Source organism: Crenobacter cavernae (assembly GCF_003355495.1).
GTDB classification, from domain to species: Bacteria; Pseudomonadota; Gammaproteobacteria; order Burkholderiales; family Chromobacteriaceae; genus Crenobacter; species Crenobacter cavernae.
Map to the genome: position 1 here is coordinate 76,311 of NZ_CP031337.1, position 17,987 is coordinate 94,297.

Here is a 17,987-nt window from a genome sequence, read left to right on the forward strand (position 1 = left end):
GCAGCATAATTGCAGCAAAAACCCGAGAAAAGGCGAAAGGGGTTAGCGCATGAACGCTAACCCCTTGATTTTAATGGTGCCGTTGAAGTGAATCGAACACTCGACCTACTGATTACGAATCAGTTGCTCTACCAACTGAGCTACAACGGCAAACCAACTTGGCAAAAAAGCCTTGACGAGAAAGGATCATCAAGGCTTTTTAAATCTGGTCGGGGTGAGAGGATTCGAACCTCCGGCCTCTACGTCCCGAACGTAGCGCTCTACCAGGCTAAGCTACACCCCGAAAACTTCATTTGCTGCGAAGTTGCGAAAATTTAATCTATTTTCCGCGATTTTGCAAGCTCTTTTTGGAAACTCTGGTCGGAGTGAGAGGATTCGAACCTCCGGCCTCTACGTCCCGAACGTAGCGCTCTACCAGGCTAAGCTACACTCCGATTCTTCCAACTTCCCTCAAACGGCATTCGTACCCGGTGCCGCTTATGCGGTACAATCTTCGTTTCAGAGGACGCGCATTATCTAACAAATATGTGGTTTAAGCAACTATCTTTTTATCGCATCGAAGGGGATGCCATCGCCGACGCGCAAACGTTGGCCGAGGCATTGGCTAAACGACCGTTCCATCCTTGCGGGGGTCTCGACTGGTCGAGCGTCGGCTGGATATCGCCTGCGCCGGGCACCGGCGAGTTCATATTCTCGGCACGCGATGCCTGGCTCGTCGCGCTGAAACGCGAGGAAAAAGTGTTGCCGGGCGCGGTGGTCCGCGACTTCGTCGACGCCCGCGTGACCGAGATCGAAGACAAGGAACTGCGCAAGGTCGGCCGCAAGGAAAAACAGGCGCTGAAGGAGCAGGTCACCGACGACCTGTTACCGCGCGCCTTCACCAAGACCGGCCGCACCACCGCCTACTTCGACAATGCGCGCGGCTGGCTGATGGTCGATACCGGCACCGCGAGCCGCGCCGAGACGCTGATCTCGGAAATCCGCGAGGGCATCGCCGGCTTCCCGGCACGGCTGCCGAACACCGAGCTGTCGCCGTCGACCGCGATGACGAGCTGGCTCGCCGACGGCGTGGTCGGCAACGGCTTCGAGCTCGACAGCGAGTGCGAGCTGAAGGCACCGGGCGAGAACGGCGCGGTGGTGCGCGTGACGCGCATGGATTTGACCAGCGACGAGATCCGCCAGCATATCGCCAACGGCAAGCAGGTGACGCGCCTCGGGCTGACGTGGAACGAGAAGATCAGCTTCGTGCTGACCGACTCGCTGCAACTGAAGCGCATCCAGTTCCTCGACGTCTTGCAGGAAGAAGCGAGCCAGGCCGGCGACGACATGGCGGCGCTGTTCGAGGCGACCTTCATCCTGATGAGCGCCGAACTGGGCGAGCTGGTCGACGCGCTCGTCGAGCAGCTCGGCGGCCTGGCGCCCACGTAAGCAAAATCCGCCCCATTCACACGCCTCCAATAGGTTCTACAATCAAATCAGCACGATATGGGGCTCGGCCAACCGTGATGGCCGGGCCCTGCGTGCTAGAAAGGAGGTGTGTGATGCAAACACAAACCCAACCCGCCCTGTTCATCTCGCACGGTGCCCCGGAGCTGGCGCTCGAAACCGGTCCCGACGCCGAACATCTGCGTACGCTCGGCCGCACGCTGCCGACACCCTCGGTGATCCTGATCGTGTCCGCCCACTGGGCGACGCGCAGCCTGGTAATCAACCAGACGCCGCAACCGGCCACCTGGCACGACTTCTCCGGCTTTCCACCCGCCCTGTACGACATCCGCTACCCGGCCAGGAGCGATACCGCCCTCGCCGCCCGACTGCCCGCCCTGCTTTCCGAGGCGGGCTTCGAATGTCAGGTCAGCCACGACCGGCCGCTCGACCACGGCGCATGGGTGCCACTGTCGCTGATGTACCCGGACGCCAGCATCCCGCTGGTTGCGCTGTCGCTTCCGCTGTCGCTCGGCGCCAAAGGGCTGCTGCGACTCGGCGGCGCCTTGGCCTTTCTGCGGCAACAGGGGGTTCTGATCGTCGGTTCGGGGGGCTATATCCACAATCTGTGGGCGATGGAAAGCGACGGCGCGCCGCCGGCCGAATGGGCGGACGCCTTCTCGCGCTGGGCCGATGCGCGGCTGCACGCGCGCGAGGACGAAGCGCTCGCCGACTGGCAACAAAGCGCGCCACATGCCAAGCAGAACCATCCGACCCCTGAGCACTTCCTGCCGCTGTTCGTCGCGCTCGGCGCGGCCAGCCCCGGTGCGACGCCGGTCAAGCTGTACGACAACTGGCGCTACGGTTCGCTGTCGATGGCCTGCTGGCGATTCGATTAAGGCCGTGAAGGCCTGAGCACACCGCGGGGCCGCCCCAAGCGGTCTTGCGGTTTTTGCTGCCCAGTTTGATAAATAAAATAAATCACAAATCAATTATCAATTTAACAAAGCAATAAACCTTTCCCATACTGCGTTCATCACCCGGCGGGAGACTGCGATGAACACAGAACAACGTTGGCGAGACGCCCAGTATGAAATCCTCGCCGGCTTTGCGTGGCTGGCATAGCCACAGCGCCGGAACTAACATTCCAAGGTCTTACCCACACTCGAGGAGGAAGGTCATGAGCGAACCCGCCAAACTCACCACCGCCGCCGGCGCGCCGGTCGCCGACAACCAGAACAGCCTTACTGCCGGCGCGCGCGGCCCGGTACTGCTGCAGGACATCTGGCTGCTGGAGAAGCTCGCCCACTTCGACCGCGAGCGCATTCCGGAGCGCGTGGTGCACGCCAAGGGCTCGGGCGCCTACGGCACCTTCACGCTGACCCAGGACATCGCCCGCTACACCCAAGCCAAGCTGTTCAACGGCGTCGGCAAACAGACGCCGGTGTTCCTGCGCTTCTCGACCGTGGCCGGCGAGCGCGGCGCGGCCGACGCCGAGCGCGACGTGCGCGGCTTCGCGCTGAAGTTCTATACGGAGGAAGGCAACTGGGACCTGGTCGGCAACAACACGCCGGTGTTCTTCATCCGCGACCCGCTGAAATTCCCCGACTTCATCCATACGCAAAAGCGCGACCCGAAGACCAACCTGCGCAACCCTGACGCCGCGTGGGACTTCTGGAGCCTGCACCCGGAGAGCCTGCACCAGGTCACCATCCTGATGAGCGACCGCGGCATCCCGAAGAACTTCCGCGAGATGCACGGTTTCGGCAGCCACACCTTCAGCCTCGTCAACGACGACGGTGAACGCTACTGGGTGAAGTTCCACTTCAAGAGCCGCCAGGGCATCACCCACTACACCGACGCCGAGGCGGCGACGCTGGTCGGCCACGACAGGGAAAGCGCGCAGCGCGACCTGTTCGACAACATCGAGCGCGGCAACCATCCGAAATGGCGCGTGTGCGTGCAGATCATGCCCGAGGCCGGGGCGGCGACCTACCGCTTCAACCCGTTCGACCTGACCAAGGTGTGGTCGCACAAGGACTACCCGCTGATCGAGGTCGGCGAGCTGGAGCTGAACCGCAACCCGGAGAACTACTTCGCCGAGGTCGAGCAGGCGGCGTTCAACCCGGGCAACGTCGTGCCGGGCATCGGCTTCTCGCCCGACCGCATGCTGCAGGGCCGGCTGTTCTCCTACGGCGACACGCAGCGCTACCGGCTCGGCGTCAACCACGGCCAGCTGCCGGTCAACGCGCCGCGCTGCCCCTTCCACGGCGCGCACCGCGACGGTGCGATGCAGACCGCGCCGTACGGCGGCTCGGCCAACTACCAGCCGGGCACGCGGCCGGACAGCGCGGTCGACCAGCCGTCGCTGACCGAGCCGCCGCTGGCGCTGGCCGAAGCGGTCGCCTGGCGCTTCGACCACCGCGCCGACGACGACGATTACTACACGCAGCCGGGCGACCTGTTCCGCCTGCTGCCGTCCGACGAGCAGGAAAGGCTGTTCGGCAACATCGCGCGATCGCTGTCCGGCGCACGGCCCGAGGTGCAGGAACGCCAGCTCGCGCACTTCGACCAGGCCGACCCGGCCTACGGTGCAGGCGTCAGGCGCGCGCTCGCCGCGCTCAAATAACGGCTCCGGCAACGCAAAACGGGTGGCTTTCGCCACCCGTTTTTTTATTGCGTTCCCTTGAGCACAGTTGGCCGAGCCTAGCCCTGGCCCCGGTCTTCCAATTGAAGACGCGCGAGTTCGCCCAGACGACGCAGCGCCGCCTCGCGGCGCGGCGTCAGCGGGAAACCGCAAGACAGCCTCAGGCAACGCGAGAATTCATCGCGTGGAGAGAACAGCTGGCCCGGCGTGAAACCGATCCCCTCTTCCAGCGCCGCGTCGAACAGCGCGCGGCTGTCGGCCCCCTCTGGCAACTCCAGCCACAGCAAGAACCCGCCCTGCGGCTCGGCCAACCTCGTGCCCTCGGGGAAGGCGTCCTGCACGACTTCCAGCGTCTCGCGCACCTGGCGGCACAGTGTGCGGCGCAACTGGCGCATGTGGCGGTCGAAACCGCCGGCGGCGAGGAATTCGGCGGTCACCGCCTGCATCAAGGGAGGCGTACAGAAGCTGACCGAGAACTTCTGCATCTGCAACTGCGCGTGGTAACGGCCGCCGGCGACCCAGCCGACGCGCAGCCCCGGCAACGCCTGCTTGGTAAACGAGGTGCAGTACAGCACATTGCCCGAGCGGTCGAACGCCTTGGCCGGCAACGGGCGCTCGCGGCCGAAGTAGAAATCGCCGTAGACGTCGTCCTCGATCAGCGGGATATTGCGCGCGTCGAGCATCGTCACCAGGCGACGCTTGTGGTCTTCGGGCATCAGCGCGCCGAGCGGGTTGCTGAAGTTGCTGGCGACGATCACCGCCTTCACGTCGCCCGAGCGCGTCGCCAGCTCGAGCGCCTCGAGCGACATGCCGGTCAGCGGGTCGGTCGGGATCTCCAGCCCCTTCAGGCCGCGGTTTTCCAGCAGCTGCAGCACGCCGAAGTAGCACGGCGACTCGATCGCGACCACGTCGCCCGGCTGCGTCACCGCCTGCAGGCACAGGTTGAGCGCCTCGATGCAGCCGTTGGTGATCAGCACGTCGTCGGCCGACAGCGCGTGCCCCCAGTCGAGCGTGCGCCGCGCGATCTGCCGGCACAGCTCGGGCAGGCCGTCGCTGCGGCCGTACTCGGCCAACAGCCCCGGCTGCTGGCGCATCACCTGCGCGAGCAGGCTGTTGAGCGCGCGCGCCGGGTACAGCTCGGCTGCCGGCGTCGCGCAGGCGAAGCTGGTCTCGCCACCGGAGGCGGCGACGTAGCGCAGGTAGCGCCACATCAGTGGGTTGGTCACCACCGGCTGCGGCTCGGGGCACGGACACGACACCGCCGGCGGCGCCGGCTGGCGCGCGCGCACGAAAAAGCCCGACTGCGGCCGCGCCTCGATCAGGCCGCGGTCTTCGAGCAGTCGGAAAGACTCCTGCACCGTGGTCATGCTGACCTGCCGGCGCATGCGCACCTCGCGCAGTGACGGCAGTCGCTCGCCGGGACGGAAGGTGCCGGAGGCGATCATGCCGGCGATCTCGTCGGCGACTTTTTCGTACAGCGGGAGCGTTTCGGGTTTCATGGTTCCATCTTGCCGCAGGCCATTCATGACAGTCAGGTACAGTTCCGGGTCTTCCCGGGCGGTACAGCGCCCTTCTGTACTCTAATGCACCGGTTCAGATAGTGCAGCGCTGTGTCTGTTACGCGCTTGACCGCGCTCGTATCCTGACGATTCGCTGTGACTCGCCAGGAGATGTGCCATGAACACCCAGCTCAGTCTGACCCCCAATGAAGTCATACGCCTGCCCACCGGCAGCCGCTGGGAGTGCGTCGGCGGCATCGGCTGGCTCACCCAGCACGGCCAGGACGTGAAACTGCGCTGCGGCTTCGCGATCGACATCACCGACCCGGCCGGCGCGGTGGTCGAGGCGATGGGCGGCGCGCTGCAACTGCGCCTGTCCGACAGCGCGCCGGTCGCGTTCGGCCGCCTCATCGAATCGCGCCGTCGCCTCGCCTAAAGGCTTCCCCTCCCTCGGCCAACGTCCGCCTCTGGCGCCCTGGCCGAGCCTGCGTCCCGACGACGCCTCGGCGGCCCGGCGCGATCCGCCCTGCCGAGACGCCATGGACAACGCCCCTGCCGGCATGCCGCGCAGGGGCGCTTTTTTTGGGACAGCGCCTTACAGCGTCTTGAGCTTGCCGCGGAAGTCGTCGAGCTTCTGGTAGCCCTTGGCCGCCATCAGGTCCTTCAGTTCCTGCGCGATGCGGTCGAAGGCGCCGACGCCCTCTTCATACAGGCAGGAACCGACCTGCACGGTGATCGCGCCGGCCAGGATGTGCATGAAGGCTTCGGCGCCGCTCTTGACGCCGCCGCAACCGACCACCTGCTTGCCCGGCAAACGGCGCACGAACTCGCGCACGTTGGCCAGCGAGGTCGGCAGCACGTAGTCACCGCCGATACCGCCGAGACCGTCCTTCGGCTTGATCACCACCGACTCGGCGTCGACGTCGATCACCAGGCCGTTGCCGACCGAGTTGATGCAGGTCACGTACTTCAGCAGATCGAAGCGGTTGAACACCTCGGCGGCCTGGTCGAAGTGCGACACGTCGAAGTACGGCGGCAGTTTCACGCCGAACGGACGGTCGTAGAATTCACAGATCTTTTCCAGCGCGTTCTGCGCGGCCGGCAGGTCGTAGCCGAGCTGCGGCTTGCCCGGCAGGTTCGGACACGACAGGTTCACCTCCAGGATGCACGGCAGTTCGCGCTCGTGGAAGGCCTTGATGATCGCCAGGTTGTCGGCCAGCGTCATGCCCGAGATCGAGATGAACAGCGGCTTGTTGTTTGCGTAGTCGTACTGCTCGGCGTAGTCGAGGTAGTACTGGTAGCCGTAGTTCGGCAGCCCCATCGAGTTGATGGTGCCAAGCTTTGTCGCGAAATAGCGCGGCTCCGGGTTGCCCTCGCGCGGCTCGAGCGTGCAGCTCTTAGTGATCAGCGCGCCGGCGCTGGAGGCGCGCATCGCCTCCAGGTCTTCGACGCTGCGGCACATCACGCCGGACGCGTTGTAGAGCGGGCTCTTCATTTCGAGCCCGAGCCAGGAGACGGAAAGATCGATATCCATGTAAGCCTCGGGAATTGCGTAAAAAAATCTGACGCGCCATTTTAGCGCAGGCGGGCCTTATGCGCCGGTCCGGCTCTGCTGGTAGTTTTCCAGGCCGGTCAGGTCGATCAGCTTCAGCTGCTGTTCGAGCCAGTGCGCGTGGTCGTTCTCGGTCTCCTCGAGCAGCACCATCAGCTGTTCGCGCGTGACATAGTCCTTCTCGGCCTCGCAGACCGCGATCACCTTTTTCAGTTCGTCGGCGACGCGGTATTCGACCTCGAGGTCGAACTTCAGCATTTCCGGCACGTCGCCGCCGACCTTGATCGGCAGGCGTTTAGCCACGTCGGGCTTGCCGCCGAGGAAGAGGATGCGGCGGATCAGCGTGCGCGCGTGTTCGAGCTCGTCCTCGCGTTCGTGGTTGATGCGCTCGAACAGCTTCTTGAAGCCGAAGTCTTCATACATCTCGGCATGGATGAAGTACTGGTCGGCGGCGGACAGTTCCTCGGCGAGCAGATCGTTCAGGAGGGCGATGATTTGCGGATGACCTTGCACGGGGTTTTCCTTATGGTTCGAAGCACGAGTTCCGGGGGCGGCGCCGTCGGGCGCAGGCCAATCGCCCCATTATAAGACGGCTGGCGCCCGCTTCGCCGCCGCGGGTACAATCGGGCATTGCGATTTGCCCCGAAGGTCAACGAATGAGCATCAAGTCCGACAAGTGGATCCGCCGCATGGCCGAGCAGGACGGCATGATCGCCCCGTTCGAGTCGAACCAGATCAAGTCCGTCAACGGCGAAAAGGTGATCTCCTTCGGCACGTCGAGCTACGGCTACGATATCCGCTGCGCCGACGAATTCAAGGTGTTCACCAACATCAACAGCACCATCGTCGACCCGAAGAACTTCGACCCGGACTCCTTCGTAGAGGTGTCGGGCAAGGGCTACTGCATCATCCCGCCGAACTCGTTCGCGCTGGCGCGCACCGTCGAGTACTTCCGCATCCCGCGCTCGGTGCTGACGGTGTGCCTCGGCAAGTCGACCTACGCGCGTTGCGGCATCATCGTCAACGTCACGCCGTTCGAGCCGGAATGGGAAGGCTACGTGACGCTGGAGTTCTCTAACACCACGCCGCTGCCGGCCAAGATCTACGCCAACGAAGGCGTCGCCCAGGTGCTGTTCTTCGAATCCGACGAGGTGTGCGACGTGTCGTACAAGGACCGCGCCGGCAAGTACATGGGCCAGAGCGGTGTCACGCTGCCGCGCCCGTAAACGCCGCCTGACCGCCTTGCCAACCGCCTCACGGCGGTTTTTTCATGCCTGATAAACCGCGGGTATTTTCGCCTGCGGGCGGCATAAAGCTGAACTAACATGAACATGTGCCGCAGGGCACTCAGGGTTACAGCTGTTTTGTTTGGGGCGTTGCGGTTCCCCCTTGCCGCAGCGCTCCTTTTTTTTCTTCCGAGACGCGACGCGCCGGGATTTCCTCCTAAACTGACGGGAAGATTCCCCTGGAGACCCGCATGAGTGCCCGACTCGAAGACTTCCTGACAACCCTGCCGGCGTTGAACGGCCTGCCGCTCGACCCGGATGCCTTCGCCGGCCGCGTCGTGCTGGTCGTCAATACCGCCAGCCGCTGCGGCTTCACGCCGCAGTACGAAGGCCTCGAGGCGCTTTACCAGCGCTACCGCGGCCGCGGCTTGGTGGTGCTCGGCTGTCCGTGCAACCAGTTCGGCGAGCAGGAACCGGGTGACGCGGCGGCGATCACCGTGTTCTGCCAGAAGAACTTCGGCGTGACCTTCCCGATGAGCGAAAAGATCGACGTCAACGGCCCGCACGCGCACCCGCTGTGGCAGTGGCTGACCGCTGCGAAGCCGGGTTTCCTGGGCACGCGCCGCATCAAGTGGAACTTCACCAAGTTCCTGATCGACCAGAACGGCCGCGTCGTGCGCCGCTTCGCGCCGCAGACCAAGCCGGAACAGCTCGCCGCGCGCATCGAGAAGCTGCTCGGCTAGCCATCGCGCGATAAAAAAGCTCGGCCAACCTTAGAAGGTTGGCCGAGCTTTTTTATTCGATCGCCGAGTCACCTCACTCGTCGTTGACGTCGCCGTCGCGGTAGACCCAGCGCCCGGCGACGCGCTCGAAGCGGCTGGTTTCGCTCATCCGCTCTGCGCGGCCGCCGACCTTGTAGCGCGCGACGAATTCGACGGTACCAACCCCGTCGGCCTCCCGTCCCTGTCCGGTGGCCTTGATCTCGAGACCGATCCACTTGAGCCGACCGGCGTCTTCGGCCAGATCGAAGCGTTCGGGACGCGTGTCCGGGTGCCAGCTCGCCAAGAGATACGCTTCCAGCCCGAGCGCGTAGGCGCTATAGCGCGAGCGCATCAGCGCCTCGGCGGTCGGCGCCGCCGCGCCCTGATGGTAAACGCCGCAACAGGTCGCGTAGGCACGACCGCTTCCGCACGGGCAGGACGTTGCTACAAGCTTCTTCACGGACGGGCCACCAGCGGCGGCAGGCCGAACACCCTCATCAGGTAGTTGGTGAACGCCGGGTTGCGCGGCCGGTTCGACAGGCTTTGCCAGCCGCGCTGCCATTCGACGAGCTTGGTACGCATGCGCGCCTGCGCCGCCTGCGCGCCGAGCTTGCCCGACTCGCGCGCGACGGTACCCGCGCGGTAGGTGGCGAAGGTGTCGTCGTCGACCGGGTTGCGCCCGACGCGCTTGATGCGGAACGCATCGAGCTCGTCGGCAGCCTCCACCTTGTTGATCTCGCCGTTCCGGACCTTGAGCGCGAGGCGGTTGGCTTCGTTGAGGATGGCGTCGGAATCGGACATTTGCGAGGAGCCGGCCGGCTGGCCGAACCCCGGCACCTGCATCACCGAGCAGCCGCTGAGCATGGCGGCGACGAGCGCCGCGCTGAGGATGACTTTCTTCATGAATGTAAAATGCCCGGCCAGGCCGGGCAGGTCAACCAAGAATGCTTAAAGAGTGTGAACGGCAAGGGCCTCGCCAGGGCAAACCGGGCCGCTCGGGCCAAGAACTCAGGCCAGATCCTCGAACAGCGCGGTCGACAGGTAGCGTTCGCCGAACGACGGGATCACGACGACGATCAACTTTCCGGCGTTCTCGGGCTGCTTGGCGAGCTGGACCGCCGACCACACCGCGGCGCCCGACGAGATGCCGACGAGCAGGCCCTCCTTGGCCGCCATCGCGCGCGCGGTGACGAAGGCGTCGTCGTTCTTCACGCGGACGATCTCGTCGTAGACGGCGGTGTTCAGGATAGCCGGCACGAAACCGGCGCCGATGCCCTGGATCGGGTGCGGGCCCTTGGCGCCGCCGGACAGCACCGGCGACGCCTCTGGTTCGACCGCGACGATCTTGACGCCGGGCTTCCTCGACTTCAGCACCTCGCCGACACCGGTGATCGTGCCGCCGGTGCCGACGCCGGCGACGAAGATGTCGACCGCGCCGTCGGTGTCTTTCCACACTTCCTCGGCGGTCGTGTTGCGGTGAATTTCCGGGTTGGCCGGGTTCTCGAACTGCTGCGGCATGAAGTAGACGTCGGGCTCGGCTTCGACCAGCGCCCTCGCCTTGGCGATCGCGCCGCCCATGCCTTCGGGCCCCGGGGTCAGGATCAGCTCGGCGCCATAGGCCTTGAGCAGCATGCGGCGCTCGCGGCTCATCGTCTCCGGCATGGTGATCGTCAACTTGTAGCCACGCGCGGCGCACACCATCGCCAGGCCGATGCCGGTGTTGCCCGAGGTCGGCTCGACGATGATGGTGTCGGGGCCGATCTTGCCGGCCTTTTCGGCCGCGTCGATCATCGCGACCGCGATGCGGTCCTTCACGCTGTGCGCCGGATTGTAGAACTCGAGCTTGGCGACGACCGTGGCGACACAGCCCTCGGTGACACGGTTGAGTTTGACCAGCGGCGTGTTGCCGATCAGATCGGTCACGTTGTTCGCGATGCGCATGTGTTCTCCTTGTGCCAGGTAAAACCGGTATTAAGCCGGCTATCGTAACCGCTGCCGCACCGCGGCTCCACCTCGACGCGGGATTGACGCCCCGTTTTCATGGGATTCAGCCAACGTTTATCCGTTTCGAATCGTCATTCTGACGCCACGGGTCAAGCCATGATCCATGCTGAAATATAAAAATGGTTATTAACTTCTAATTTTTCATTACTTTTTAATCTTAAAAGCCGGTCTTATAGTCCGAGACATCCCCCTCGCTCAGGAGCTCAGACATGACCACGCACCGCCGCCATTTCCTCCGCCTCGCCATCCTCGCCGCGCTGTCCGGCCTCGCGCTGCCGGCCTTCGCCGCCGACGCGCCTATCGGCATCGCCTACCAGACCGTCGTCGACCCGGCCAAGGTCGCGCAGGCCGACGGCCGGTACGAGAAGGCGATCGGCAAGCCGCTCGCGTGGAAAAAGTTCGAGAGCGGCGCCGAGGTGATCGCCGCGGTCGCGTCGGGCGACATCCAGATCGGCTACGTCGGTTCGAGCCCCTTGGCCGCCGCCGTGACGCGTCAGCTACCGGTCGAGACCTTCCTGATCGCATCCGAGATCGGCAACGCGGAGGCGCTGGTCGTGCGCAACGGCAGCGGCATCCGGAAGCCGGCCGACCTGGTCGGCAAGAAGGTCGCCGTGCCCTTCGTGTCGACCGGCCACTACAGCCTGTTGGCCGCTCTCAAGCACTGGAAGATAGCCCCTTCCAGGGTGAACATCGTCAACCTGCGCCCGAGCGAGATCACCGCAGCGTGGCAGCGCGGCGACATCGACGCGACCTACGTCTGGGACCCGGCGCTCGGCAAGGCAAAGGCGAGCGGCAAGGTGCTGGCGACCTCGGCCGACGTCGGCCGCTGGGGCGCGCCGACCTTCGACGCGTGGATCGTGCGCAAGGACTTCGCCGCCAAGCATCCGGACGTCGTCGCCAAGTTCGCCAAGGTCACGACCGACGCGTACGCCGATTATTTGACAAACGGCAACACTTGGGCCGCCAATTCGGCCGAGGTCGCCAAGATCGCGAAGCTGACCGGCGCGGCGCCGGCCGACATCCCTGCCCTCTTGGCCGGCAACCACTACCCGAGCGCGCAGGAGCAGGCCTCGGCCGACCTGTTGGGCGGAGGCGTGAGCAAGGCGCTGCAACAGACCGCCGGCTTCCTCAAGGAGCAGAAGAAGGTCGACGCGGTGCTGCCCAGCTACCAGCCCTACGTCGAAGCGAAATACCTGAAAACCGCGCGCTGATCGGAGGTGACGATGAGCAAGCTCAGCGCCGACGCGGTCAGCGTGTTCTATGAAGGTCCGGCCGGCCGCGTGCAGGCGCTCGACGCGGTGTCGCTCGACATCGCGTCGGGCGAGGTCGTCGTCGCGCTCGGCGCGTCCGGCTGCGGCAAGTCGACCTTGCTCGGCCTCTTGGCCGGCTTCCTGGCCCCCTGCCGCGGCCGCGTGCTAAAGGACGGCGTGCCGGTCGCAGGCCCCGGCGCCGACCGCGGCGTGGTGTTTCAGGACGACGCGCTGATGCCGTGGCTCGACGCCATCGACAACGTCGCGCTCGGCCTGCGCTTTCGCGGCGTGCCCGAGGCCGAACGCCACGATCGCGCGCGCGAGGTGCTGTCTTGGGTCGGCCTGTCCGGCTTCGAGAAGCACCGGATTCAAGCGATGTCGGGCGGCATGCGCCAGCGCGTCGGCCTCGCCCGCGCGCTGGCGGCCGACCCGGCCTTCCTGCTGCTCGACGAACCGCTCGGCGCGCTGGACGCGCTGACGCGCGAGAAGATGCAGAGCCTGGTGCTCGACATCCGGCAGAAGACCGGCAAGGGCATCTTCCTGATCACGCACAGCATCGAGGAGGCGCTGTTCCTCGCCACCGAACTGATCGTGCTGTCGCCGCGCCCCGGTCGCGTCGAGAGCCGCCAGCGTCTGCCGTTCGCGCAGCGCTACGCCGCCGGCGAGCCGGTGCGTTCGATCAAGGCCGACCCGGATTTCGTCGCGATGCGAGAAGCGGTGCTCGCGCAGCTGTTCCGCCACGAGGAGGACAAGCATGCCGCCGCCGTATGAACCCGAACTGACCGAGACGCGCGAGCTCGGCCTGCCGCTCGAACCGATCGACGCGCCCTCCCCGCGCCGCCTGCGCGCCGCCAGGCAGCGTCTGCCGGTCCTGATCAGTACCGGTGCACTGGTCGCGCTGTGGTGGGTGGTGGGGGCTGACCGCCGGCGGCCTGGTGCCGGCGCTGTTCCTGCCGCCGCCCGACCGCGTGCTCGCCAGGTTGGCCGAGCTCTCCACTTCCAGCTTCATGGACGCGACGATCTGGCAGCACGCCGGCGCCAGCCTCGCGCGCGTCGCCGCTGCACTAGTCACCGCCTTGCTGACCGCGCTGCCGCTCGGCGTGCCGATCGGACTGAACCGCACCGCGCGCGCCGCGCTCGACCCGCTGATCGAGTTCTACCGGCCGGTGCCGCCGCTCGCCTACCTGCCGCTGACCGTGATCTGGTTCGGCATCGGCGAGGCGTCGAAAGTCTTGCTCATTACCGACGTCGTCATCGCCGGCATCCTGGCGATCGCGCTGATCGCGCTCGTGCTCGAACTGGCCTTGCGCGCGATCGAGCGCCGCTTCGCCGGCTGGAGCCGCTAGAAATCAATAGGAATCCGCATGAGCAATATCCGTATCCAGGCGCTGAGCCCGACGCTCGGCGCCCTCCTGACCGGCGTCAACCTCGGCCAAGCCCTGGGCGACGCAGACCGGCGCACGATCCACGACGCGCTGTTGAAGCACCAGCTGCTGCTCTTCGAGAACCAGCCGCTGACGCCGCGCCAGCAGCGCGACTTCGCCACGCGCTTCGGCGACCTGCACGTGCACCCGGTCTACCCGAACGTACCCGATCAGCCCGAGATCATGGTGCTCGACACGCACGCCGACAACCTGCCCGACAACGACAACTGGCACACCGACGTCACCTTCATCGAGACGCTGCCGCTCGGCGCGGTGCTGTCGGCGCGCGAGCTGCCGCCCGTCGGCGGCGACACGCTGTGGAGCAGCAGCACCGCGGCCTACGACGCGCTGTCCGAACTGCTCAAGGCGCTGCTAGCCGGGCTGACCGCCGAACACGAGTTCACCCGGTCGTTTCCCGAGCACCGCTTCAAGGGCACGCCGCACTACGAACGCTGGCGCCGCGCGCGCGACGACCTCCCTGCCGTCGTCCACCCGGTGGTGCGCACCCACCCGGTCACCGGCCGCAAGGGCTTGTTCGTCAACGAAGGCTTCACCAGCCGCATCCGCGAGCTGTCGCAGAGGGAAAGCGACGCGCTGCTCGCCTTCCTGTTCGCCCACGCCGCGCGACCCGAGTTCACGCTGCGCTGGCGCTGGAAACAGCACGACCTGGCATTCTGGGACAACCGTACGACGCAGCATTACGCGGTCGCCGACTACCTGCCGGCGCGCCGCATCATGCACCGCGCGACCATCCTCGGCGACAGGCCGTTCTGAGCGTAGTCCAATAAAAAGGTTGGCCGAGCGTCCGAAATGGCGCTCGGCCAAGCTCCTGAACGGCTTCAGCGCTGAGGCACAGGCAAGCGGCGCACGTGCGATCCCCGCAGGGCATGGCTGAAGAATAAAAATGGGAATCGAGCCGAATAGTCCAAAGGAATCGGGAAATTGCTGAGAAATGAAAAAAGCCGCTAAAAGCGGCTTTTTCTTAAAATGGTTGGTCGGAGTGAAAGGATTCGAACCTTCGACCCCCTGCACCCCATGCAGGTGCGCTACCAGGCTGCGCCACACTCCGACTCGAAGAACAAAATTATACCGTGCGATTCAGGCTTTGCCAATCCCGGCGTTCAGCCAGTCGAGAATCGATTCGAGCTCGCGACGCACCTCTTCGGCGGTCGCCGGAACCGGCTGGCCGTCTTCGACCGTCATTCGCTGGCGCGCGCCGCTGATGGTGAAGCCGTCGTCATACAGCAGGCCGCGGATGCGCCGCACCAGCAGCACCTCGTGGTGCTGGTAGTAACGGCGGTTGCCGCGGCGCTTCACCTGTTTGAGTTGGGAGAATTCCTGCTCCCAGTAGCGCAACACGTGCGGCTTCACTCCAGCCAGCTCGGCGACCTCACCGATGGTGAAGTAGCGTTTGGGCGGGATAGCAGGCAGCTCAAGCTTGTTTGTCGTCGCCATGGTGTTGCTCAACCATTCCCTTGAGTTTCTGGCTGGCGTGGAAGGTCACCACGCGCCGTGCGGTGATCGGAATCTCTTCGCCGGTCTTCGGATTGCGGCCCGGCCGCTGCGGCTTGTCGCGCAGCTGGAAGTTGCCGAAGCCCGACAGCTTCACGCTGTCACCCGACTCGAGCGCGGTACGAATCTCTTCGAAGAACGTCTCGACCATGTCCTTGGCTTCGCGTTTGTTTAAACCCACCAGGTCGAACAATAGGTCGGCCAACTCGGCTTTGGTCAAAGTCATGACTACCCCTTAATACAGCAACTAGCTATGGAACGCAACGACGGGCCCGGCTGCAACGGCCGGCCCCCGCCGCCCAACAAATCAATAGTTTACAGGCGAAGCGTCGCGCCGTGGTCGGCTTCGACCGCCTCGAGCAAGGCGGCGATCGCGGCGTCGACTTCCTCGTCGGTGAGGGTCTTGGCCGCATCCTGCAGCTTCACGCCGAAGGCGAGGCTCTTCTTGCCTTCGGGCACGCCTTTTCCGCGGTACACGTCGAACAGAGCGATGTCGACGACGATGGCCGCCGCGACGCGCTGGAACGACGCCTGCATCGCCGCGACGGTCACCGCCTCGTCGACGACGAGCGCCAGGTCGCGGCGTGCCGCCTGGAACTTCGACACCGGACGCGCGCGCAGACGCTCGGTTTCGAGCACCACGTCGAGGTCGAGTTCGAACAGCACCGGCGCGTTCGGCAGGTCGTAGGCCTGCACCCAGCGCGGGTGCAGTTCGCCGACGAAGCCGACGACCTTGCCGTCGAGCAGCACTCGCGCGCAACGGCCCGGGTGGAAGGCCGGGTGTTCGGCGCGCGCGTAGGACGCGACGCGCGGATAGAGCAGCGCCTCGACGTCGCCCTTGGCGTCGAAGAAGTCGACGCGTTCGGCCTTGCCCGCCCACTGTTCGGGCTGGCGCGGACCCCAGGCGAGGCCGGCGATGCGCTCGGGCTGCTCGACGCTACCGTCGTTTTGTTTCAGGAACACGCGCGCCAACTCGAACACGCGCACGCGCGGCTGCTTGCGGTTCAGGTTGCCGACGAGCACGTCGACGAGGCCACCGATCAGGCTCGAGCGCATCACGCTCATCTGGCTGGCGATCGGGTTGATCAGCTTGACCGGGTTCGCGTTGCCGGCAAAGTCCGCCTCCCACTTCTCTTCGACGAAGGCGTAGGTGATGACTTCCTGGAAGTCGCGCGCGGCGAGCTTGCGGCGGATCAGTTCGCGCGGCTGGCGCGCTTCCGGCAGCGGCAGCATTGCGACGCGCGAGCGCGGCGCGTCGGCCGGGATCGCGTCGTAGCCGAACACGCGCGCGATTTCCTCGATCAGGTCCTCTTCGATCTCGACGTCGAAGCGGAAGCTCGGCGCGGCGACGTCGAAGCCGTCGACGTTGGCCGAGGCTTCGAAGCCGAGGCGCGCGAAGATCGCGGCGATCTCTTCGTTCTTGAGTTCGAGGCCGAGCACCTTGTTCACGCGCGAGGTGCGTACCTTCACGGTCGCACGCTCGGGCAGTTGGCCGAGCGTCTCGGTCACAGGGCCCGCCTCACCGCCGGCGATGTCGAGCACCAGGCGCGTCGCACGCTCGATCGCGTCGCGGGCGAGCACGAAGTCGACGCCGCGCTCGAAGCGGTAGGACGAATCCGAACCGAAGCCGAGCGCGCGTGCGCGGCCGGCGATCGCGCCGGGCGCGAAGAAAGCCGACTCGAGGAAGATGTCGCGCGTCTCATCGGTGACGCTGGAGTTCAGGCCGCCCATGATGCCGGCGATGCCGATCGCCTGGCTGTCGTCGGCGATCACGAGCGTGTCGGCGGCGAGCTCGACTTCCTTCTCGTTCAGGCAGACGAGCTTCTCGTCGGGCCCGGTCATGCGCACGGTGATGCCGCCGGCGATCTTCGCCAGGTCGAACGCGTGCATCGGTTGGCCGAGCTCGAGCAGGATGTAGTTGGTCACGTCGACCAGCGCCGAGATCGAGCGCAGGCCCGAGCGTTCGAGGCGCTGGCGCATCCAGTCGGGCGTCTTCGCGCTCGGATTCACGCCGCGGATCACGCGGCCGAGGTAGCGGCCGCAGGCGGCAGGTGCGGCGATCTTCACCGGCAGCGTGTCGTCGAGGGTCGGCGCGACCGGCTCGATCGCCTCGGCGGAAAGCGGCGCGCCGGTCAGCGCGGCCACTTCGCGCGCAATGCCCTTGATCGACAGGCAGTCGGCGCGGTTCGGCGTGATCTTCAGCGTGAACAGCGTATCGTCGAGTTCGAGGTAGTCGCGGATGTCCGCACCGACCGGGGCATCGGCCGGCAGCACCAGCAGACCGTCGGCGTCGTCGGGCACGCCCAGTTCCTTGCCGGAACACAGCATGCCGCCCGATTCGACGCCGCGCATCTTGGTCGGCTTGATCTTGAAGTCGCCCGGCAGCACCGCGCCCGGCAGCGCGCACGGCACTTTCAGGCCGACGGCGACGTTCGGCGCGCCGCACACGATCTGCACCAGTTCGCCGGTTCCGACGTCGACACGGGTGACGCGCAGGCGGTCGGCGTTCTCGTGCTTGGCGACCTCCTTGACCTCGGCGATCACGACGCCGCTAAACGCCGACGCGGCCGCTTCGGTTTCTTCGACTTCGAGGCCGGCCATCGTCAACAGATGCGACAGCGCGTCCGAATCGATCGCCGGCGAGGTCCAGCGACGCAACCAGTTTTCAGAGAATTTCATGTTCCGCT

General features: G+C 65.5%; 19 protein-coding genes and 4 tRNA genes. 10 read left to right on the top strand and 13 right to left on the bottom strand.

The genetic code is table 11. The features are described 5' to 3' along the window. Nucleotides 1–74: 74 nt before the first annotated feature. The 3 genes from DWG20_RS00305 to DWG20_RS00315 all read right to left on the bottom strand — a co-directional run bounded on the left by DWG20_RS00305 (nucleotide 75) and on the right by DWG20_RS00315 (nucleotide 434). A tRNA-Thr gene (locus DWG20_RS00305) sits at nucleotides 75–150 on the bottom strand. Nucleotides 151–206: 56 nt separating this feature from the next. Continuing rightward, nucleotides 207–283, bottom strand: a tRNA-Pro gene (locus DWG20_RS00310). Between the two features lie 74 nt (nucleotides 284–357). Then, nucleotides 358–434, bottom strand: a tRNA-Pro gene (locus tag DWG20_RS00315). Nucleotides 435–525: 91 nt separating this feature from the next. On the opposite strand from DWG20_RS00315, the gene DWG20_RS00320 reads away from it, so the two are divergent. From DWG20_RS00320 to DWG20_RS00330, 3 genes are all read left to right on the top strand, one after another. Beyond that, nucleotides 526–1,428, top strand: coding sequence for a recombination-associated protein RdgC (locus DWG20_RS00320; RefSeq protein ID WP_115431875.1), 903 nt, complete (start codon nucleotides 526–528; stop codon nucleotides 1,426–1,428). Nucleotides 1,429–1,541: 113 nt separating this feature from the next. Next, nucleotides 1,542–2,324: a dioxygenase family protein gene (locus DWG20_RS00325; protein WP_166726901.1), complete on the top strand. Its 783-nt coding sequence runs from the start codon at nucleotides 1,542–1,544 to the stop codon at nucleotides 2,322–2,324. 281 nt (nucleotides 2,325–2,605) lie between these two features. Beyond that, a complete protein-coding gene (locus tag DWG20_RS00330; protein ID WP_115431877.1) occupies nucleotides 2,606–4,054 on the top strand; it encodes a catalase in 1,449 nt (482 codons plus the stop codon). 77 nt (nucleotides 4,055–4,131) lie between these two features. On the opposite strand, the gene DWG20_RS00335 is transcribed toward DWG20_RS00330, so the two are convergent. Then, nucleotides 4,132–5,571: an aminotransferase-like domain-containing protein gene (locus tag DWG20_RS00335; RefSeq protein WP_115431878.1), complete on the bottom strand. Its 1,440-nt coding sequence runs from the start codon at nucleotides 5,569–5,571 to the stop codon at nucleotides 4,132–4,134. A gap of 178 nt (nucleotides 5,572–5,749) precedes the next feature. Here DWG20_RS00335 and DWG20_RS00340 point away from each other — a divergent pair, with 178 nt between their 5' ends. Further along, nucleotides 5,750–6,007, top strand: coding sequence for a hypothetical protein (locus DWG20_RS00340; RefSeq protein ID WP_115431879.1), 258 nt, complete (start codon nucleotides 5,750–5,752; stop codon nucleotides 6,005–6,007). A 159-nt stretch (nucleotides 6,008–6,166) separates the two neighbouring features. Here DWG20_RS00340 and DWG20_RS00345 read toward each other — a convergent pair whose 3' ends face one another. Then, nucleotides 6,167–7,105, bottom strand: a complete 939-nt coding sequence (locus DWG20_RS00345) for a dihydroorotate oxidase (RefSeq protein ID WP_115431880.1) — start codon at nucleotides 7,103–7,105, stop codon at nucleotides 6,167–6,169. Nucleotides 7,106–7,162: 57 nt separating this feature from the next. Beyond that, a complete protein-coding gene (bfr, locus tag DWG20_RS00350) occupies nucleotides 7,163–7,636 on the bottom strand; it encodes a bacterioferritin (RefSeq protein WP_115431881.1) in 474 nt (157 codons plus the stop codon). A gap of 143 nt (nucleotides 7,637–7,779) precedes the next feature. Between bfr and dcd the strand changes: the two genes are divergently transcribed. Together dcd and DWG20_RS00360 are read left to right on the top strand one after the other, a co-directional pair. Next, nucleotides 7,780–8,349, top strand: a complete 570-nt coding sequence (gene dcd, locus DWG20_RS00355) for a dCTP deaminase (RefSeq protein WP_115431882.1) — start codon at nucleotides 7,780–7,782, stop codon at nucleotides 8,347–8,349. Nucleotides 8,350–8,600: 251 nt separating this feature from the next. Further along, on the top strand, nucleotides 8,601–9,092 hold the full coding sequence (locus DWG20_RS00360) for a glutathione peroxidase (protein ID WP_115431883.1): 492 nt from the start codon (nucleotides 8,601–8,603) through the stop codon (nucleotides 9,090–9,092). Nucleotides 9,093–9,165: 73 nt separating this feature from the next. Here the strand turns inward: DWG20_RS00360 and DWG20_RS00365 are convergent, their stop codons facing one another. The 3 genes from DWG20_RS00365 to cysK form a co-directional block, all read right to left on the bottom strand. After that, nucleotides 9,166–9,570, bottom strand: a complete 405-nt coding sequence (locus DWG20_RS00365) for a YchJ family protein (RefSeq protein ID WP_245944740.1) — start codon at nucleotides 9,568–9,570, stop codon at nucleotides 9,166–9,168. Next, a complete protein-coding gene (locus DWG20_RS00370; protein WP_115431885.1) occupies nucleotides 9,567–10,013 on the bottom strand; it encodes a hypothetical protein in 447 nt (148 codons plus the stop codon). The genes DWG20_RS00365 and DWG20_RS00370 overlap by 4 nt, the downstream gene beginning before the upstream one ends. 105 nt (nucleotides 10,014–10,118) lie before the next feature. Then, the gene (cysK, locus tag DWG20_RS00375) at nucleotides 10,119–11,051 is read right to left on the bottom strand and encodes a cysteine synthase A (protein ID WP_115431886.1); all 933 of its coding nucleotides are present in this window, start codon (nucleotides 11,049–11,051) and stop codon (nucleotides 10,119–10,121) included. A gap of 272 nt (nucleotides 11,052–11,323) precedes the next feature. On the opposite strand from cysK, the gene tauA reads away from it, so the two are divergent. The 4 genes from tauA to tauD all read left to right on the top strand — a co-directional run bounded on the left by tauA (nucleotide 11,324) and on the right by tauD (nucleotide 14,562). After that, entirely contained in the window at nucleotides 11,324–12,325 is a 1,002-nt protein-coding gene (gene tauA, locus DWG20_RS00380) for a taurine ABC transporter substrate-binding protein (RefSeq protein WP_115431887.1), read from the top strand. A gap of 12 nt (nucleotides 12,326–12,337) precedes the next feature. Next, the gene (locus DWG20_RS00385; protein ID WP_115431888.1) at nucleotides 12,338–13,135 is read left to right on the top strand and encodes a taurine ABC transporter ATP-binding protein; all 798 of its coding nucleotides are present in this window, start codon (nucleotides 12,338–12,340) and stop codon (nucleotides 13,133–13,135) included. Between the two features lie 113 nt (nucleotides 13,136–13,248). Next, complete coding sequence (locus tag DWG20_RS00390; protein ID WP_147289895.1) at nucleotides 13,249–13,710, top strand: ABC transporter permease; 462 nt, start codon at nucleotides 13,249–13,251, stop codon at nucleotides 13,708–13,710. Nucleotides 13,711–13,728: 18 nt separating this feature from the next. Beyond that, nucleotides 13,729–14,562 (top strand): taurine dioxygenase, encoded by an 834-nt coding sequence (gene tauD / locus DWG20_RS00395; RefSeq protein WP_115431890.1) that lies wholly within the window; start codon nucleotides 13,729–13,731, stop codon nucleotides 14,560–14,562. A 218-nt stretch (nucleotides 14,563–14,780) separates the two neighbouring features. Here the strand turns inward: tauD and DWG20_RS00400 are convergent. The 4 genes from DWG20_RS00400 to pheT form a co-directional block, all read right to left on the bottom strand. After that, nucleotides 14,781–14,857, bottom strand: a tRNA-Pro gene (locus DWG20_RS00400). Between the two features lie 29 nt (nucleotides 14,858–14,886). Next, entirely contained in the window at nucleotides 14,887–15,243 is a 357-nt protein-coding gene (locus DWG20_RS00405; protein ID WP_115431891.1) for a MerR family transcriptional regulator, read from the bottom strand. Further along, nucleotides 15,221–15,526, bottom strand: a complete 306-nt coding sequence (locus DWG20_RS00410; RefSeq protein WP_115431892.1) for an integration host factor subunit alpha — start codon at nucleotides 15,524–15,526, stop codon at nucleotides 15,221–15,223. Before DWG20_RS00410 ends, DWG20_RS00405 begins: the two co-directional genes overlap by 23 nt. 89 nt (nucleotides 15,527–15,615) lie before the next feature. After that, nucleotides 15,616–17,979 (bottom strand): phenylalanine--tRNA ligase subunit beta, encoded by a 2,364-nt coding sequence (gene pheT / locus DWG20_RS00415; protein WP_115431893.1) that lies wholly within the window; start codon nucleotides 17,977–17,979, stop codon nucleotides 15,616–15,618. Nucleotides 17,980–17,987: the final 8 nt, after the last annotated feature.

Excerpts from the sequence above, each read along its gene's own strand:
- cysK (WP_115431886.1), bottom strand. The coding sequence starts at position 11,051 with ATGCGCATCGCGAACAACGTGACCGATCTGATCGGCAACACGCCGCTG.
- DWG20_RS00345 (WP_115431880.1), bottom strand. The coding sequence starts at position 7,105 with ATGGATATCGATCTTTCCGTCTCCTGGCTCGGGCTCGAAATGAAGAGC.
- DWG20_RS00340 (WP_115431879.1), top strand. The coding sequence starts at position 5,750 with ATGAACACCCAGCTCAGTCTGACCCCCAATGAAGTCATACGCCTGCCC.
- DWG20_RS00335 (WP_115431878.1), bottom strand. The coding sequence starts at position 5,571 with ATGAAACCCGAAACGCTCCCGCTGTACGAAAAAGTCGCCGACGAGATC.
- DWG20_RS00385 (WP_115431888.1), top strand. The coding sequence starts at position 12,338 with ATGAGCAAGCTCAGCGCCGACGCGGTCAGCGTGTTCTATGAAGGTCCG.
- DWG20_RS00370 (WP_115431885.1), bottom strand. The coding sequence starts at position 10,013 with ATGAAGAAAGTCATCCTCAGCGCGGCGCTCGTCGCCGCCATGCTCAGC.
- dcd (WP_115431882.1), top strand. The coding sequence starts at position 7,780 with ATGAGCATCAAGTCCGACAAGTGGATCCGCCGCATGGCCGAGCAGGAC.
- tauD (WP_115431890.1), top strand. The coding sequence starts at position 13,729 with ATGAGCAATATCCGTATCCAGGCGCTGAGCCCGACGCTCGGCGCCCTC.
- DWG20_RS00405 (WP_115431891.1), bottom strand. The coding sequence starts at position 15,243 with ATGGCGACGACAAACAAGCTTGAGCTGCCTGCTATCCCGCCCAAACGC.
- DWG20_RS00360 (WP_115431883.1), top strand. The coding sequence starts at position 8,601 with ATGAGTGCCCGACTCGAAGACTTCCTGACAACCCTGCCGGCGTTGAAC.
- DWG20_RS00330 (WP_115431877.1), top strand. The coding sequence starts at position 2,606 with ATGAGCGAACCCGCCAAACTCACCACCGCCGCCGGCGCGCCGGTCGCC.
- DWG20_RS00320 (WP_115431875.1), top strand. The coding sequence starts at position 526 with ATGTGGTTTAAGCAACTATCTTTTTATCGCATCGAAGGGGATGCCATC.
- DWG20_RS00410 (WP_115431892.1), bottom strand. The coding sequence starts at position 15,526 with ATGACTTTGACCAAAGCCGAGTTGGCCGACCTATTGTTCGACCTGGTG.
- DWG20_RS00325 (WP_166726901.1), top strand. The coding sequence starts at position 1,542 with ATGCAAACACAAACCCAACCCGCCCTGTTCATCTCGCACGGTGCCCCG.
- tauA (WP_115431887.1), top strand. The coding sequence starts at position 11,324 with ATGACCACGCACCGCCGCCATTTCCTCCGCCTCGCCATCCTCGCCGCG.
- pheT (WP_115431893.1), bottom strand. The coding sequence starts at position 17,979 with ATGAAATTCTCTGAAAACTGGTTGCGTCGCTGGACCTCGCCGGCGATC.